Source organism: Microbacterium sp. Se5.02b, assembly GCF_019464375.1.
Lineage (GTDB): Bacteria > Actinomycetota > Actinomycetes > Actinomycetales > Microbacteriaceae > Microbacterium.
Genome location: NZ_CP080491.1, coordinates 1,925,571 through 1,941,152 on the forward strand (window position 1 = coordinate 1,925,571; position 15,582 = coordinate 1,941,152).

Consider the following 15,582-nt stretch of genomic DNA (forward strand, 5'->3'; position numbering starts at 1 on the left):
CATGGGTGGGGGAGGTGAGGCACAGCACGACGGCGATTGCGCATGCGGACAGCGCTCGAACGAGAGAAGGCACGAGGCCATCCTCTGGCGCCGAGGGAGCGACCGATCCGTCGACGCCAGCCCGAGAACGGGGCGGAGGGAGAAGACCCACGTGCCACGGGCAGTGCAGGGGGAGTGAAGCCGCGCCATCCTGTATGCTGGGGGAGCACCTCGATATCGGGGTGACTACGCGTGCCCACAGCGATTCATTCGCGGCATCCACATCCACAGGTCCTTCTCTCCGAGGAGGCGGGTGTGCGCCGGGCACCAGGAAGTCCGATCATCCGATCGGCTTGACAACCTCAAGGGCGCAGAATCGCGCCAGAACCAGGAGACGACCATGGCTGTGGTCACCATCCGCCAGCTGCTCGACAGCGGCGTGCACTTCGGACACCAGACCCGTCGGTGGAACCCGAAGGTCAAGCGCTTCATCCTCACGGAGCGCAGCGGCATCCACATCATCGACCTCCAGCAGTCGCTCGGCTACATCGACAAGGCCTACGACTTCGTCAAGGAGACCGTCGCACACGGCGGCACGATCCTCTTCGTCGGCACCAAGAAGCAGGCGCAGGAGATCCTCGCCGAGCAGGCCACCCGCGTCGGCCAGCCCTTCGTGAACCAGCGCTGGCTCGGTGGACTCCTCACCAACTTCCAGACGATCTCCAAGCGTCTCGCACGCATGAAGGAGCTCGAGGAGCTCGACTACGAGACCCCGGCGAACAGCGGCTTCACGAAGAAGGAGCTGCTTCTCAAGAAGCGCGAGCTCGACAAGCTGCACAAGTCCCTCGGTGGTATCCGCAACCTCACGAAGACGCCGTCGGCCATCTGGGTCGTCGACGCCAAGCGCGAGCACCTCGCGATCGACGAGGCCAAGAAGCTCGGCATCCCGGTGATCGGCATCCTCGACACCAACGCGGATCCGGACGACTTCCAGTACCCGATCCCCGGCAACGACGACGCGATCCGCTCCGTGTCGCTGCTCACGCGTATCATCGCCGACGCTGCGGCCGAGGGCCTTCAGCAGAAGCACAACCCGGAGTCGGGCGACGCAGAGCCGCTGGCCGAGTGGGAGAAGGAACTGCTCGAGACCCCGGTCGAGGAGTCCGCCGACGCCGCCGAGATCGTGACCGCCGACGACGCGGCTGCTGTCGTCGAGACGCCTGCTGCCGACGAGACCGCTGCCGATGAGGCCGGTGCCGAGGCGCACGACGAGGCGATCGCCGCCGCTTCCGGTGAGGAGACCGCCGAGGTCGCCGCTGCCGAGGCTGCAGACGCCAAGTAATCCCTCGTACACACATACATAACGAAGCAAGGAGCCACCACACATGGCCAACTTCACCATCGCTGACCTCAAGGCGCTGCGTGAGCAGCTCGGCACGGGAATGGTCGACACCAAGAAGGCGCTCGAGGAGGCCGACGGAGACGTCGCGAAGGCCACCGAGATCCTGCGTCTCAAGGGTGCGAAGGGCAACGCGAAGCGCGCTGACCGCTCCACCAGCGAGGGACTGATCGTCGCTCGCGAGCAGGACGGCGCCGTGACGCTCATCGAACTCGCCTGCGAGACCGACTTCGTCGCGAAGAACGAGCGCTTCATCGCGCTGGCCGACAAGGTCGCCGACGCCGCCGCAGCGGTCAAGGCCGACTCGGTCGACGCCGCCCTCGCCGCATCCGCCGGTGACAAGAGCGTCGAGCAGGTCATCTCGGAAGAGGCCGCCATCATCGGCGAGAAGGTCGAGCTGCGCCGCGTGCGCACGATCACCGGCGACAAGGTCGAGGTCTACCTGCACCGCACCAGCAAGGACCTGCCGCCGCAGATCGGCGTCGTCGTCGCCTACTCGGGTGACGACGCCGAGACCGCGCGCAGCATCGCGCAGCACATCTCGTTCGCGAACCCGTCCTACCTGTCCCGCGAGGATGTCCCGTCCGACGCCGTCGAGAAGGAGCGCGAGATCGTCACCGAGATCTCCCGCAACGAGGGCAAGCCGGAAGCGGCTCTCCCGAAGATCGTCGAAGGTCGCGTTTCCGCGTTCATCAAGCAGGTCGCCCTGCTCGAGCAGGACTACGCCAAGGACAACAAGCTCTCTGTCGCCCAGGTCGCGAAGGACGCCGGTATCACCGTGACGGACTTCGCGCGCTTCAAGGTCGGCGCGTAGCAACGTCGAAGGGGTTCGGATCGCCAAGATCCGAACCCCTTCTTCATGCCCACGAGGCACTATCTTGAATCGGGACGAGAGGACACCCACCCATGACTGAACGCACCGGACGCCGCCGCGTCCTTCTCAAACTCTCCGGCGAGGCCTTCGGGGCCGGACAGCTGGGTGTGAGCCCTGACGTGGTCTCTCAGATCGCCCGCGACATCGCCGCGGCCGTCGACCGCGTCGAGGTCGCGATCGTCGTCGGCGGGGGCAATTTCTTCCGCGGCGCGGAGCTCAGCCAGCGTGGCATGGATCGCGGACGTGCCGACTACATGGGCATGCTCGGCACCGTCATGAACGCCCTCGCTCTGCAGGACTTCCTCGAGCAGGCCGGGGCAGCGACGCGCGTGCAGTCGGCGATCTCGATGACCCAGGTCGCAGAGCCCTACATCCCGCGTCGCGCCGAGCGTCACCTGGAGAAGGGCCGCGTCGTGATCTTCGGCGCGGGCGCCGGTCTGCCCTACTTCTCCACCGACACCGTGGCAGCGCAACGTGCGCTCGAGATCGGCGCAGACGAGGTCCTCGTCGCCAAGAACGGCGTCGACGCGATCTACACCGCCGACCCGAACAAGCACGCCGACGCGGAGCGCATCGAACGCGTCACCTACCGTGACGCCCTGCAGCGTGGCCTCAAGGTCGTCGACTCCACAGCCTTCAGCCTCTGCATGGACAACAGCATGGACATGCGGGTGTTCGGCATGGAGCCCGCAGGCAACGTCACCCGTGCGCTGCTCGGCGAGCCGATCGGCACCCTCGTCACCGCCTGAGCGTGTGACACGGCGGAGACGGCTTCGCCCGATAGAATTTGCAGAACACCCCGACGATAGGAGTCACCGTGATCGCGGACGTCCTCGCTGAAACCACCACTCGTATGAACAGGGCGGTCGAAGCTGCCAAGGAGGACTTCTCCACGGTGCGCACCGGTCGTGCGAACCCGCAGATGTTCCAGAAGGTGCTCGTCGACTACTACGGCACCCCCACGCCGATCGCTCAGCTCGCTTCGCTGGCCAATCAGGAGGCTCGTACCCTCATCATCACGCCGTACGACAAGTCGGCGCTGAAGGCGATCGAGCAGGCCATCCGCGACATGCCGAACCTCGGGGTCAACCCGACGAACGACGGTAATCTCGTCCGTGTCACGATGCCGGAGCTGACCGCGGAGCGGCGCAAGGAGTACGTGAAGCTCGTCAAGACGAAGGCCGAAGACGCGAAGGTGCACGTCCGCGGAATCCGTCGCAAGGCGAAGGACGAGTTGGACGCTCTCAAGAGCGAACTCGGCGAGGACGAGATCGCGCGCGGCGAGAAGGAGCTGGACGGCCTGACGCGTCAGCACGTCGACCTCATCGACGACGCGCTGAAGCGCAAAGAGGCCGAACTCCTCGAGGTGTAGTCAGGATGACTGACGAAAAGCGAGAAGCCGACGACGGCAGGCCGGTGACGCGCCGTGAGGCGCGTGACGACACGCTGCCCGACGGCGTCCCGCTCGCGGACGAGGCGTTCCCGTCATTCGACGCGGAAGCGATCCCGCCGCGTCCGCCTCTTCCCTCGTCTGCCGGCGCCCCGGCGCTGGCCGCCGGACCGCTCGACACCGCCGACCACAACGCGATCCGCGAGCAGTGGCGTGCGGCGAGGGACGAGCTGGGCACCCACGTCTCGCATGCCCGCGACCAGATCGACCAGGCCAACGAGCGGATCAAGGAGCGCACGGGACGAGACCTCGTTCTCGCGATCCTCATCGGTCTCGCCTTCGGGGCGGCACTGCTCGGGTCGCTGCTGTTCATCAAGGCGCTCTTCGTGCCGTTCGCCCTCGCCGCCGCGTTGCTCGGTGTATACGAGCTGTCTCGGGCGCTGCGGGCGTCCGGGCGACGGGTCGATGTCGTTCCACAACTCATAGCTGCGGCCTTCCTCGTGCTCTCCGCGTACTTCGCGGAACCATGGCTCTCCTGGGTGATGCTGTTCGTCGCGGTCGCCTTCGTCATCGTGTGGCGCCTCATCGCTCAGATGGTCGCCAAGGACGGTCGTACGTACGGCGACGTGCTCGGCGATGCCGTCATCAGCGGCTTCGTGCAGGTCTACGTGCCGTTCCTCGCCGGAGTCGCCCTCATCCTCCTCGAGCAGGAGGGCGGTCAATGGTGGGTGCTCAGCTTCATCGCCATCGCCGTCGCGGCTGACACGGGTGCCTATGCGGCGGGACTCGCCTTCGGCAGGCATCCGATGGCTCCGAAGATCAGTCCCAAGAAGACGTGGGAGGGATTCGGTGGCGCCGTGGTCGCCTCGCTCATCGCGGGCGTGCTCCTGGCGATCTTCCTCCTCGAGCTCCCCTGGTGGGCGGGGCTGATCTTCGGCGTGTCCATCCTGCTGTCGGCGACGCTCGGCGACCTCGGCGAGTCGATGCTCAAGCGCGATCTCGGCATCAAGGACATGAGCTCCTGGTTGCCGGGGCACGGCGGCCTGCTCGATCGGCTCGACAGCATCCTTCCCTCCACGATCCCGGCGCTCTGCCTCTACTTCCTCCTCTCTCCCTGGGTGGTGCTGTGATGACCGATGATCGACTCGTGGAGCCCGCGACGCAGACGCCGCCGGCGTTCGCGCTGACGTCGGGGCGTGAGCGCGGATACCACCGGGCGGCAGTGGACACGTTCCTCGCCTCCGCGCGGAGAGCTTTCGAAGCCGGGAACGAAGAACTCGGCGCTGAGGATGTGCGCACGGCCTCGTTCCCGCTCGTCAAGGGAGGCTACGTCGTCGCGGACGTGGATGCCGCTCTCGGGCGGGTGGAAGACGCCTTCGCAGCACGGGAGCGCGAGCGTGTGGTGCGCACTCAGGGAGCCGGTGCCTGGGTCGAGCAGGCGCGAGCGGACGCGCAGGTCATCCTCGATCATCTGGCTCGACCGCAGCGGCATCGTTTCGCTCGAACCGGCGTCCTCACCTTCGGCTACCGCATGGATGAAGTCGATCATGTGTCGACACGGATCGTGCGCTACCTCCGCGACGGCGATGCTCTGAGTGCCGAACAGCTCCGCTCGGCAGCTTTCAGAATGCAACGCGGTGGGTACCGCGAGGAGCAGGTCGACGCGCTCTTGGACGCCACGATCGAGGTCATTCTCGCTGTGCGTTGAGCTTCCTGATGGTCGATCCAGCTGTCTTTGCGTAGACTGTCCCTCATCGTGAACTCCCGAAACGACATGAATCTCGAAAGAAGCGTCTCTTCGCCGGTGCCCGCAGCGAAGGTGAGTTCGGCGCGCTCCGATGCCCGGCGGTGGTCACGCCGCCGCGGAGTCGTCAGTGTGTTCAGCGCCCTCGCCGTCGTCGGATTCGCCGGCGCGCTCGTCGCACCGACGGGAGTGGCACTCGCGGAGCCCGTGCAGGCGGATGCTCCCGATTCCGCGTATTCGCTGGCCCTCGCAGACACGCAGAACCTCACGGTCACCGTGAGCGGAGCGGCCATCACCCCGGTCGAGCGCGGCACCTTCGAGGTGTACGTCAAGCCGAAGCCCAAGCCGAAGCCCGCGCCGACGGTGGCGTCGACCTCCAAGGGCGGCTCCTCCGGCGGTTCCTCGCTGCCCCCGTACTCCGGTGGGGGAGCACCCGCGGAGTGGATGGCCGCGGCGGGTATCGCTCAGAGCGACTGGCAGTACGTCGACTACATCGTGTCGCGAGAGAGCGGGTGGAACCCGAACGCGACGAACTCGTCGTCCGGTGCCTGCGGCCTCGTGCAGGCGTTGCCGTGCAGCAAGGTGCCAGGCAACGGGTACAACCCCGTCGACAACCTGCGGTGGGCCACGGGATACGCCACGGGACGGTACGGCAGCTGGGCCGGCGCGTACAACTTCTGGACCAACAACCACTGGTGGTGAGCAGGCGCGATGCCACGCTCCCGCAGACGCCCTCCGGCGCGCCCTGACACCGACGACTCGTTGGACCGACTGCTCGCCGGATGGAAGCGATCCGAGACCCGACGCGGCAGTGAGTGGACGGTGCAGCCCGTCTCCGCCGCGCAGGCGCAGAAGGACTACCTGTGTCCGGGGTGCGGGCGACAGATCGAGGCAGGCACGGCTCACCTCGTGGCGTGGCGGGCTGACGGCGTCTTGGGCGATGCGGCGGACCTCGCCGCTCGGCGGCACTGGCACACACACTGCTGGAGGATGGCATGAGCATGGAGATCCGAGGACCCCTGGAACTCCCGGCGGTGCGTGAGGACATCGAACTGGTCACCGCGGATGGTCTCACCCTGGTCGGTGGACTCGCTCTGCCGGAGGGCGCGACGCCCGAGGCGACTCTGGTGACCCTGCATCCGCTCCCGACAGCGGGCGGGTTCATGGACTCGCACATCATCCGCAAGGCGGCGGCTCGGCTGCCTGCGCTCGCTGATCTGGCGGTCCTGCGGTTCAACACCCGGGGAACGACGTCCCCTCGCGGCACGAGCGACGGAGCGTTCGACGGCGGCGCTGCGGAGAGGCTCGATGTCGCCGCGGCGATGGACTTCGTGCAGGAGCGTTCCCTTCCGCGCCCCTGGCTGCTCGGATGGTCGTTCGGCACGGAGCTCGCTCTGAAATACGGCAGGGAGCACGCCATCGAGGGCATCATCCTGCTCTCCCCGCCGTTGCACCGGGCCACCGATGCGGAGGTCGCGGCATGGGCCGATAGCGAAGTGCCGGTCGTCGTGCTCGTCCCGGAACTGGACGACTATCTGCGTCCGGCGGAGGCCCGTGAGCGATTCGCATCCATTCCGCATGCGCAGCTGATCGCGGTGGAAGGGGGCAAGCATCTGTGGGTGGGGGAGTCGCAGACGCGGCGGGTTCTCACCGAGATCGTCGCGGCGGTCAACCCCTCAGCGCTGCCCCTGGCCACGCACTGGCCGCCGGTCGATTGAGCAGTTCCCGGTTCACAACTCGTTCATGCGCGGGATGAGCACCTGCCGGTAGAGGATCAGGATGCTCGCTGCCACCGGGATCGCGATGAGCGCACCCAGGAGTCCGAGCAGACTTCCCCCGGCGAGAGCTGCGACGACGACGACGGCGCCGGGCACGGCCACGGCCCGGCTCATGATGCGCGGGGAGATCACATACGCCTCGATCTGCATGTAGATCAGGTAGTAGATGGCTGCGGCGATCGCGATGCCGGGAGAACCCAGACCCGGGATCAGGCACACCAGGACGATGATCGTCGAACCGGTGAGGGTGCCGACGAGCGGGATCAGCGAGAAGAAGAACGCGATGATCGCCAGGACCGCCGGGAACGGGGCATCGATGATCGTGAGGTAGATCGCGCTGAGCACGCCGTTGATCACGCCCTGGGTGACCTGGCCCATGACGTAGTAGCCCACGGAATCGGTGATCTGCTCCGACAGGTCGATGAAGCGATCGCGTTTCGACGCCGGTGCCAGCTGGTACACGGCCCGCTTGAGCGACGGGGTGGAAGCCGTCAGGTAGATCGTCAGGATGAGGACGATGAAGGCGCCGAACAGTCCGCTGAGAACGGCGCCGCTGGCGACGAGGACTCCCTGGCCGATGGAACCACCGATCTCGGCGAGGTTCGTCGTCAGCCAGTCCGTCACGTAGGTGAACACGTCGTCGACCAGCAGGTTCGGGAAGGTGTCCTGCATCCACTCCTTGAGATCGGGGATCAGGTTCCCCCGGGAGACGATCGCCGAGATCTGCGCGATCAGCTGCGAGATCTGGTCGACGAGCACCGGGAGGATGATCAGCACGATCCCGCCGAACACCGCGAGGACCGCGAGGATCGTGACCAGCACGGCCAGCCAGCGGGGGAGTCTGCGACGTTCGAGGAAGGAGACGAGTGGGTCGAGTCCCAGACTCAGGAACAGCGCGGTGCCGACGTAGAGCAGGACGCTCGACAACGTCTGCACACTGCTGATGAGGAGGATGCCCAATCCCACGCCGAGAGTCGCCACCAGGGCAGTGCGGAAGGGATTGTGGATCTTCATCTGTCGACTCCTCGAAACGGATTCAGCAAGGGTATCGAGGTGCTCCTCCGCGAGGTCGGCGACGTGCCGATCCTGCCCGCACTGCATCTGCTCGTGGGCAACACACAGGTGATTTCGCTAGTCTGAAATGTCGAGTGTTGCGTCGCGGGTGGATGTCCGTGATGCGTGAGGAGACTATTCGTGCGTTTCGTATGGGCCGTGGTGGCCTTCGTGCTGGCTGCGGTGCTCATCGGGGCCGGGATCGCCCAGCGCACCCTGTTCATCGGGCCCGATTCGCAGCAGACGCAAGTCGCGATCGATGAACCGGCGCCTTTCGTCCTGCTTGACGGCGACGTGCTCAGGACGAACCCCGGCGCACAGACGCTCATCGTTCGCGGCCAAGGCGATGTCTTCGGCAGCTACGGCCGCACCGCAGACATGCAGGCATGGCTCGCCGACTCCGACTACAACCACGTCACCGTCGACGACGACGGAGAGTTCGTCGTCGAGCACGTCACTGCGCAGGAGTCCTCGGATCAGGCCGATGGCGGTGATGGCGAAGCGCCGACGGACGAGACCGCCGGACGCGATCCTCGAGGCTCGGATCTGTGGCTGGACTCCTTCGACAAGGAGAACCGCCTCGTCGCCGACAACATGCAGCTCCCCGAGGGGACCAGCATGCTGATCGCCTATGACGGAACCCAGGACGCACCCGACGACATCGTCGTGTCCTGGCCGCTGGACAACACCACTCCGTGGGCGGGTCCGCTCATGGTCGCCGGTGGGCTCGTTCTCCTCGTCGGCCTCATCCTGTACGTCCTCGCGATCCGCCATCAGCGCCGCGGACGTGGTCCCCGCCGCAAGGGCCCCGGCCCGCTTCCGGTGACCGAACCGATCGACGTCGCCGTGCTCCCGCCGGAAGAGCGGGCGGCGATCGAGGCGCCCGAGGAGAAGCCCGATTCCCCGGCTCCTGCCGAGCGAGACGAGGTGCGCGACACCGAGATCGAGGACGCGGAGATCGTGGACGACACCAAGGGATCCGATTCGAAGAACGCCATGCGTGCGGTTCGGCCTGCTCGCCGCCGCAGACTGCTCGTGATTCCCGCGCTCGGCCTCACGGCGCTCCTCGCCGCGGGATGCTCCGCTGAATCCTGGCCGCAGCTGGGCGACGTCTCGGCGTCTCCTTCACCCAGTCCCACGGTGATCGCTCCCGAGAACCAGAAGCCGCCTGCTGTCACGGAGGCGCAGGCCAAGCGCATCCTCCAGACGGTCTCCGACACTCTGGTCGAAGCCGATACCGCTCGCGACGCCGACCTTGCGGCGACGCGTCTGGACGGCCCGGCTCTCGCGGCGCGGACCACCGAGTATGCACTGCGCACCAAGCTGCCGGACACGGCTCCTCCCGCAGCGATTCCGACCGACGACTTCGAGGTGGTGCTGCCCGAAGCGACCGATCGCTGGCCGCGCACGGTGCTCATGCTCTCGAAGAGCACGGGCGACGACACGGTTCCTCCCGTGCTGCTCATGATGACCCAGGCTGACCCGTGGGCGAACTACAAGGTCAGCAACATGGCCGAGATGTCGGCGGATGCCGTGTTCCCCGATGTCGCCGCCACCTGGCTCGGAACGTCGCTCGTGCCCTCCGATTCCGCCTTCCTGACAGTCCCCCCGGCAGAGCTCGCTCCCGCTTTCGCCGACGTCGTCGATGCGGGGGAGTCGAGCGAGTTCTACGGGCTGTTCGACGACCTCTCGCTCAACCTCGCTCAGTCCATCAAGGACAGCCGCCAGGCCGTCGTGCAGGGTCTGGCGGACAAGGGCGCATCCAAGACCTCGAAAGCCGCATTCGACATGGCTCCGACGACGGCCGAGCCGATCTCCATGACGACCCTGGACAGCGGCGCGATCGTGGCGATCTCGATGACCGACACCGAGACGGTGACGCCCACGGCTTCGGATGTGGTCATCCGGTTCGGTGACAACGCACAGGCCAAGGCTCTGACGGGTGCGACCGAGTCGGCGAAGGGCGTCGAGACGACCTACGAATTCCAGCTCTTCTTCTCCGTCCCCGCACAGGGATCGACGGAGCAGATCAGGCTCCTGGCTGTGCACCAGGACCTCCTCTCGGTGAAGGTGATCAAATGAGTGAAATCTCTCCGTCCGCGCTGCGCGGCGCGGTCGACCTGTCAAGCCTGCGCAATCGTCCTGCGTCGTCGGCCGAGGGATCCCCGGCACCGAATGTCGTGGACGTCGTGGTGGATGCGACCGATGAGACGTTCGGTCAGATACTCGAGCTCTCCCGCACCGTTCCGGTCGTGGTGGACCTGTGGGCCGAGTGGTGCGGGCCGTGCAAGCAGCTCAGCCCCATCATCGAGAAGGTGACGCGCGAGCTCCAGGGGCGCGTCCTGCTCGCCAAGGTCGACGTCGACGCGAACCCGCAGCTCGCGCAGAGCTTCCGCGCGCAGTCGATCCCGATGGTCGTGGCGCTGATCGCTGGCCAGCCCGTCCCGATGTTCACCGGTGCGGTGCCGGAGCAGCAGGTGCGCGACGTGTTCGCCCAGCTGCTGCAGGTCGCTGCGCAGAACGGTGTCACGGGTTCGCTGTCGGTCGCGGAGCAAGGAGAGGCTCCGGCCGCTCCCGCCGAGCCGGAACTGCCGCCGTTGCATGCCGAGGCGTTCGCGGCGATCGAGACCGGCGATTACGCGGCCGCGATCCGCGCATACGAGAAGGCGCTCGCAGAGAACCCGCGCGACGAGGATGCTCGCGCCGGGCTCGGTCAGGTGCGTCTGCTCGACCGCGTGCAGGGACTCGACCTCCAGGCGGCGCGCGATGCGGCAGCTGCGGCGCCCCTCGATGTGCAGGCGCAGTTCGACGTGGCCGACCTCGATCTCTCGGGTGGACATGTCGAAGACGCCTTCGCCCGTCTGCTCGACCTGTTCGCGCAGCTGCCGTCTGAGGAGCGCACGCCCGTGCGAGAGCGGCTGATCGAGCTGTTCGGCCTGGTGGGCGCCGCCGATCCGCGCGTGGTGTCCGCCCGCAACCGATTGTCGTCGCTGCTGTTCTAGAACGCGTCGGGCGGCAGAGCAGAGGGTCGTCAGCCGTGATTCACGGTCGGCACGTGCGGGTCGGACTGGTGGCGCAGCCACAGAGTCGTCAGCGCGGGCAGCGTGATGGTGGCTGTCGGACTCCCGCCGTCTGCGGATCCGGCGTACACCATGCCCAGGTTGCCGGACCCGCGGCCCCCGTACTCGGCGGCGTCGGTGTTGAGCACCTCCTGCCAGACGCCCTCACGCGGGAGCTCGAGCGGGTGTGCCGTCAGCTCCGTGCCTGCGAAGTTGCTGACGACGACGAGTCGACCTCCGTGCGCGTCACGTCGCTCGAAGGCGATCACGGACGGATCCCAGGTCGGTGCGCCGAGCCGACGGAATGACGAAGCCTCGTTGTCGCGCTCCCACAGTGGCGCCTGGGCGCGATAGGTGCGGTTCAACGCGCCGACGAAGTCCTGAAGCTGTGCGTGCGACGGCTGGTCGAGGAGCCACCAGTCCAGTTGGCGCGCCTCCGACCACTCGGCGAGCTGCCCGAACTCCTGCCCCATGAACAGGAGCTTCTTTCCCGGGTGACCCCACATGTAGGCCAGGTACGCACGCGTGTTCGCGAGCTTGTGCCAGTGATCGCCTGGCATCTTCGCGAGAAGGCTTCCCTTTCCGTGCACGACCTCGTCGTGGCTGATGGGAAGCAGGTAGTTCTCGCCGAACGCGTAGACGAACGAGAAGGTCATCTCTCCCTCGTGATGCGAACGGTACATCGGGTCGCGCGCGATGTACTGGAGCGAGTCGTTCATCCAGCCCATGTTCCACTTGAACCCGAAGCCCAGACCGGCGTGATCGGTGGGTGCAGTGACGCCGGGGAAGCTCGTCGACTCTTCCGCGATCATCATGATCCCCGGATGCAGTCGGTACGCGGTCGCGTTGACCTCCTGCAGGAAGCGGATCGCTTCGAGGTTCTCGCGGCCGCCGTGGATGTTCGGCTCCCACTCGCCGGCGGCCCTGGAGTAATCGAGGTACAGCATCGAGGCGACGGCGTCGACGCGCAACCCGTCCACATGGAACTCCTCGAGCCAGTAGAGGGCGTTGGCGACGAGGAAGCCGCGGACCTCCGGTCGCCCGTAGTCGAAGATGAGCGTTCCCCAGTCCTGATGTTCCCCTCGGCGGGGATCCGGATGCTCGTACAGCGCCTGGCCGTCGAAGCGCGCCAGCGCGAAGGCATCCTTGGGGAAGTGTCCCGGCACCCAGTCCATGATCACGCCGATGCCGGCCTGGTGGAGGCGGTCGATCAGGTAGCGCAGATCATCGGGGGAGCCGAATCGGCTCGTCGGAGCGTAGTACCCGCTGACCTGGTAGCCCCAGGAACCGCCGAACGGGTGCTCGGCGAGGGGCATGAACTCCACGTGGGTGAACCCTGAATCCGTCACGTGCTGGATCAGCGGCGCTGCGAGCTCGCGGTACCCGAGTCCCTCGCGCCATGAGCCGACGTGGACCTCGTAGACCGACAAGGGCTGCGCGACGGCGTGGGTCGCCGCGCGGCGGGTCATCCACGCCCCGTCCGACCACGCATACGACGATGCGGTCACGACGGATGCCGTGTTCGGCGGAACCTCGGCGGCGAGAGCCATGGGGTCGGCCTTCAGGATCCACGCTCCGTCCCGCGTGCGGATCTGGTACTTGAACCGCGTGCCGATCGGGAGGTCGGGGATGAACAACTCCCAGACGCCGCTCACCCCCATGGAGCGCATCGCGTGCGCCTCGCCGCTCCAGTCGTCATGGTCGCCGACGACGCGGACGGCGGTGGCGTCGGGCGCCCAGACCGCGAACGAGGTGCCCTGCTCGCCGTCGAGCGTCCGCGGGTGTGCTCCCAGCGCCTCCCAGAGCCGCTCGTGTCGTCCTTCCGCGATCAGGTGCAGGTCCAGGTCGCCCAGAGTGGGGCGATGACGATAGGGGTCGCCCGAGAGGGTCTCCTCGTGGTCGGCGTACTTCGTCGCGACCCGGTACGGCAGCGGGGGACCGACATGCTGCGCCTCCCAGATCCCGTGCGCGACGTGCGCGAGTTCGAGCCTGCTGCCGTCGCCGAACACCGCGGCCACCTGCGCGGCGAGTGGGCGTCGCACGCGGATCACCGTCACCGTGCGATCGGCGGCGTCCTTGCGGGCGTGTGCACCGAGCACGGAGTGCGGGTCATGGTGGGTCGCCGCGGCGATCGCCTCCCACTCGGTGGATGCCGCGACGTCTTCCGCGTAACTCATGATCGCTCCCTCACCTTCAGGATGTGCACCGGCTCGGCGAAGGCGTCGAGCCGCACGTAGTTGTGGTCGCTCCAGGTCCACACCGCCCCGGTGAGGAGATCTTCCACCTCGAACCGATCGCCGAGCGGCACACCCCATCGCGTGGTGTCGAGGTGGACGGTCGTCTCGCGCACCGAGTGCGGATCGACGTTGGCGACCACGATGATGGTGTCTGCACGACCGGTCCCGGTGAAGGGCGCGTCGAGGTGCTTGCTGTAGACGAGCACGGCGTCGTCGTCGCTCCAGTGCGTCGAGAAGGTGCGGAGCTGCCGCAGCGCCGGGTGGTCTCGCCTGATTTCGTTGAGACGGCGGAGCAACGGCGCGAGGGACTCGCCTCGCGCCTCTGCGCCGTTCCAGTCCCGGAACTTGTACTCGTACTTCTCGTTGTCGATGTTCTCTTCGGAGCCGGGACGCGCCACGTTCTCGAACAGCTCATATCCCGCATACACGCCGTACACCGGACCGGCCGTGGCCGCGATGCAGGCGCGGATACGATACGCGGCCCTTCCGCCGAACTGCAGGTACTCGGTCAGGATGTCGTGCGTGTTCACGAAGAGGTTCGGACGCATGTAGTCGGCTGTCTCGTGCGACACGGAGGTGAGGAATTCTTCGAGCTCTGTCTTGGTGTTGCGCCAGGTGAAGTAGCTGTAGCTCTGCTGGAAGCCCACGGCGGCGAGTGCGCGCATCACGGCTGGTCGGGTGAATGCCTCGGCGAGGAATATCACGTCGGGATCGACCGCGTTCACTTCTGCGATGAGCCATTCCCAGAACTGCAGAGGCTTGGTGTGCGGATTGTCGACGCGGAAGATCTTCACCCCCTGACCGACCCAGTGCTGCACGATCCGCAACATCTCTGCGGCGATCCCCTCCGGATCGTTGTCGAAGTTCAGGGGGTAGATGTCCTGGTACTTCTTCGGGGGGTTCTCCGCGAAAGCGATCGTGCCGTCGGGGAGCGTCGTGAACCATTCGGGATGTGCGCTGACCCACGGGTGGTCCGGGGATGCCTGGAGCGCGAGATCCAGGGCGACCTCGAGCCCCTCCTTCTGTGCTGCGCGGACGAACGCGCGGAAGTCTGCCGGCGTGCCCAGGTCGGGGTGTATCGCATCGTGGCCGCCCGCTGCGGATCCGATCGCGTAAGGGGAGCCGGGGTCGCCGGGCTCAGCGACCAGAGTGTTGTTGCGCCCCTTGCGATGGGTGGTGCCGATCGGGTGGACGGGCACCAGGTAGACGACGTCGAACCCCATCGCTGCGACCTCGGGGAGGCGCTTCATAGCCGTGCGGAAGGTCCCGCTTTTCACGGTGCCGTCTTTCAGGCGACGGGCGCCTTCCGACCGCGGGAAGAACTCGTACCAGGCGCCGGTTCCCGCCGCGAGGCGATCCACGTTCACCGTCTGATCGGAGGAGGCGGAGCGCAGGCTCGTCACAGGACGTTCGCGGAAGATCTGCACGAGTCGCGCATCCGTCGAGACGGCGAGCGTCGTGTCGGCCTTGCCGCTGCGCAGCGCCAGAGCGACGTCGCCCAAGTGCTTCCGTTGCGCGGCGGGACGGTCCTTCTCGGTGGCCGCCCGAGCGAGCAGATCGGCCCCGAGGGCCGCCATGACGGGCACGTCGACCGCCGCTCTCACCTTGAGCTCGGCGGCGTGCGCCCAGGTCGCGAAGTCATCAGAGAAGGCCTCGAACCGGAACCGCCACGCGCCCTGCTCGTCGAGAGCGATGTCCGTCGACCAGGTGTCGGTGCCGTCGTCACGCGGCGAGAGTCGATGAAGAGTCTCTTCGCCGGACGGCGACGTGAGCCGGACGTGTACACCGATGATGTCGTGGCCCTCTCGAAACGAGGTCACGCTGAACGGGACGACTTCGCCGACGAAGGCCTTGGGCGTGAACCCGCCTGGCACAGCGGGCGATGGCTGCAGCAGGGGTATGCGCGTCGTCCGGAGTACGCCGGGCGTATCGGCGTCATCCGCGGCGCGCGGCGGGATCTGAGAGGGACTCCGGAGAGTCATGGACCGAGTTCCAGCACGTGCAGGCACATCCCGAATGTACCGCGCGGAGGAGGTCACGGGTAGCGCGCGGCGCGGTGCGTCGGCGCG

General features: G+C 67.0%; 14 protein-coding genes. 11 read left to right on the forward strand and 3 right to left on the reverse strand.

The window, feature by feature from the left end; genetic code table 11:
* The first annotated feature begins 379 nt into the window (after nt 1–379).
* The 9 genes from rpsB to K1X59_RS09575 all read left to right on the forward strand — a co-directional run bounded on the left by rpsB (nt 380) and on the right by K1X59_RS09575 (nt 7,104).
* The gene (rpsB, locus tag K1X59_RS09540; RefSeq protein WP_183152622.1) at nt 380–1,321 is read left to right on the forward strand and encodes a 30S ribosomal protein S2; all 942 of its coding nucleotides are present in this window, start codon (nt 380–382) and stop codon (nt 1,319–1,321) included.
* A gap of 43 nt (nt 1,322–1,364) precedes the next feature.
* Nucleotides 1,365–2,192 (forward strand): translation elongation factor Ts, encoded by an 828-nt coding sequence (gene tsf / locus K1X59_RS09545; RefSeq protein WP_183152623.1) that lies wholly within the window; start codon nt 1,365–1,367, stop codon nt 2,190–2,192.
* A gap of 92 nt (nt 2,193–2,284) precedes the next feature.
* Nucleotides 2,285–3,001: a UMP kinase gene (pyrH, locus tag K1X59_RS09550; RefSeq protein WP_017830711.1), complete on the forward strand. Its 717-nt coding sequence runs from the start codon at nt 2,285–2,287 to the stop codon at nt 2,999–3,001.
* Nucleotides 3,002–3,069: 68 nt separating this feature from the next.
* Nucleotides 3,070–3,624 carry a ribosome recycling factor gene (gene frr, locus K1X59_RS09555; protein ID WP_029263480.1) on the forward strand — a complete coding sequence of 185 codons (555 nt, stop codon included), beginning with the start codon at nt 3,070–3,072 and terminating at the stop codon, nt 3,622–3,624.
* 5 nt (nt 3,625–3,629) lie between these two features.
* Nucleotides 3,630–4,772 (forward strand): phosphatidate cytidylyltransferase, encoded by a 1,143-nt coding sequence (locus K1X59_RS09560; RefSeq protein ID WP_183152624.1) that lies wholly within the window; start codon nt 3,630–3,632, stop codon nt 4,770–4,772.
* Nucleotides 4,772–5,350, forward strand: a complete 579-nt coding sequence (locus tag K1X59_RS09565; RefSeq protein ID WP_183152625.1) for a DivIVA domain-containing protein — start codon at nt 4,772–4,774, stop codon at nt 5,348–5,350. The genes K1X59_RS09560 and K1X59_RS09565 overlap by 1 nt, the downstream gene beginning before the upstream one ends.
* A gap of 66 nt (nt 5,351–5,416) precedes the next feature.
* The gene (locus K1X59_RS09570; RefSeq protein WP_244632563.1) at nt 5,417–6,088 is read left to right on the forward strand and encodes a transglycosylase SLT domain-containing protein; all 672 of its coding nucleotides are present in this window, start codon (nt 5,417–5,419) and stop codon (nt 6,086–6,088) included.
* A gap of 9 nt (nt 6,089–6,097) precedes the next feature.
* Entirely contained in the window at nt 6,098–6,385 is a 288-nt protein-coding gene (locus tag K1X59_RS21260; protein ID WP_244632564.1) for a hypothetical protein, read from the forward strand.
* A gap of 2 nt (nt 6,386–6,387) precedes the next feature.
* Complete coding sequence (locus tag K1X59_RS09575; protein WP_183152796.1) at nt 6,388–7,104, forward strand: alpha/beta hydrolase; 717 nt, start codon at nt 6,388–6,390, stop codon at nt 7,102–7,104.
* Nucleotides 7,105–7,116: 12 nt separating this feature from the next.
* Here the strand turns inward: K1X59_RS09575 and K1X59_RS09580 are convergent, their stop codons facing one another.
* Nucleotides 7,117–8,178 carry an AI-2E family transporter gene (locus K1X59_RS09580; protein WP_183152627.1) on the reverse strand — a complete coding sequence of 354 codons (1,062 nt, stop codon included), beginning with the start codon at nt 8,176–8,178 and terminating at the stop codon, nt 7,117–7,119.
* A 180-nt stretch (nt 8,179–8,358) separates the two neighbouring features.
* Here K1X59_RS09580 and K1X59_RS09585 point away from each other — a divergent pair, with 180 nt between their 5' ends.
* Both K1X59_RS09585 and K1X59_RS09590 read left to right on the forward strand, forming a co-directional pair.
* Nucleotides 8,359–10,299, forward strand: coding sequence for a glycosyl transferase (locus tag K1X59_RS09585; protein ID WP_183152628.1), 1,941 nt, complete (start codon nt 8,359–8,361; stop codon nt 10,297–10,299).
* Entirely contained in the window at nt 10,296–11,219 is a 924-nt protein-coding gene (locus tag K1X59_RS09590) for a tetratricopeptide repeat protein (protein ID WP_183152629.1), read from the forward strand. Before K1X59_RS09585 ends, K1X59_RS09590 begins: the two co-directional genes overlap by 4 nt.
* A gap of 29 nt (nt 11,220–11,248) precedes the next feature.
* On the opposite strand, the gene glgB is transcribed toward K1X59_RS09590, so the two are convergent.
* Nucleotides 11,249–13,453, reverse strand: coding sequence for a 1,4-alpha-glucan branching protein GlgB (gene glgB / locus K1X59_RS09595; protein WP_220174167.1), 2,205 nt, complete (start codon nt 13,451–13,453; stop codon nt 11,249–11,251).
* Nucleotides 13,450–15,495: an alpha-1,4-glucan--maltose-1-phosphate maltosyltransferase gene (locus tag K1X59_RS09600; RefSeq protein ID WP_183152630.1), complete on the reverse strand. Its 2,046-nt coding sequence runs from the start codon at nt 15,493–15,495 to the stop codon at nt 13,450–13,452. Before K1X59_RS09600 ends, glgB begins: the two co-directional genes overlap by 4 nt.
* Nucleotides 15,496–15,582: the final 87 nt, after the last annotated feature.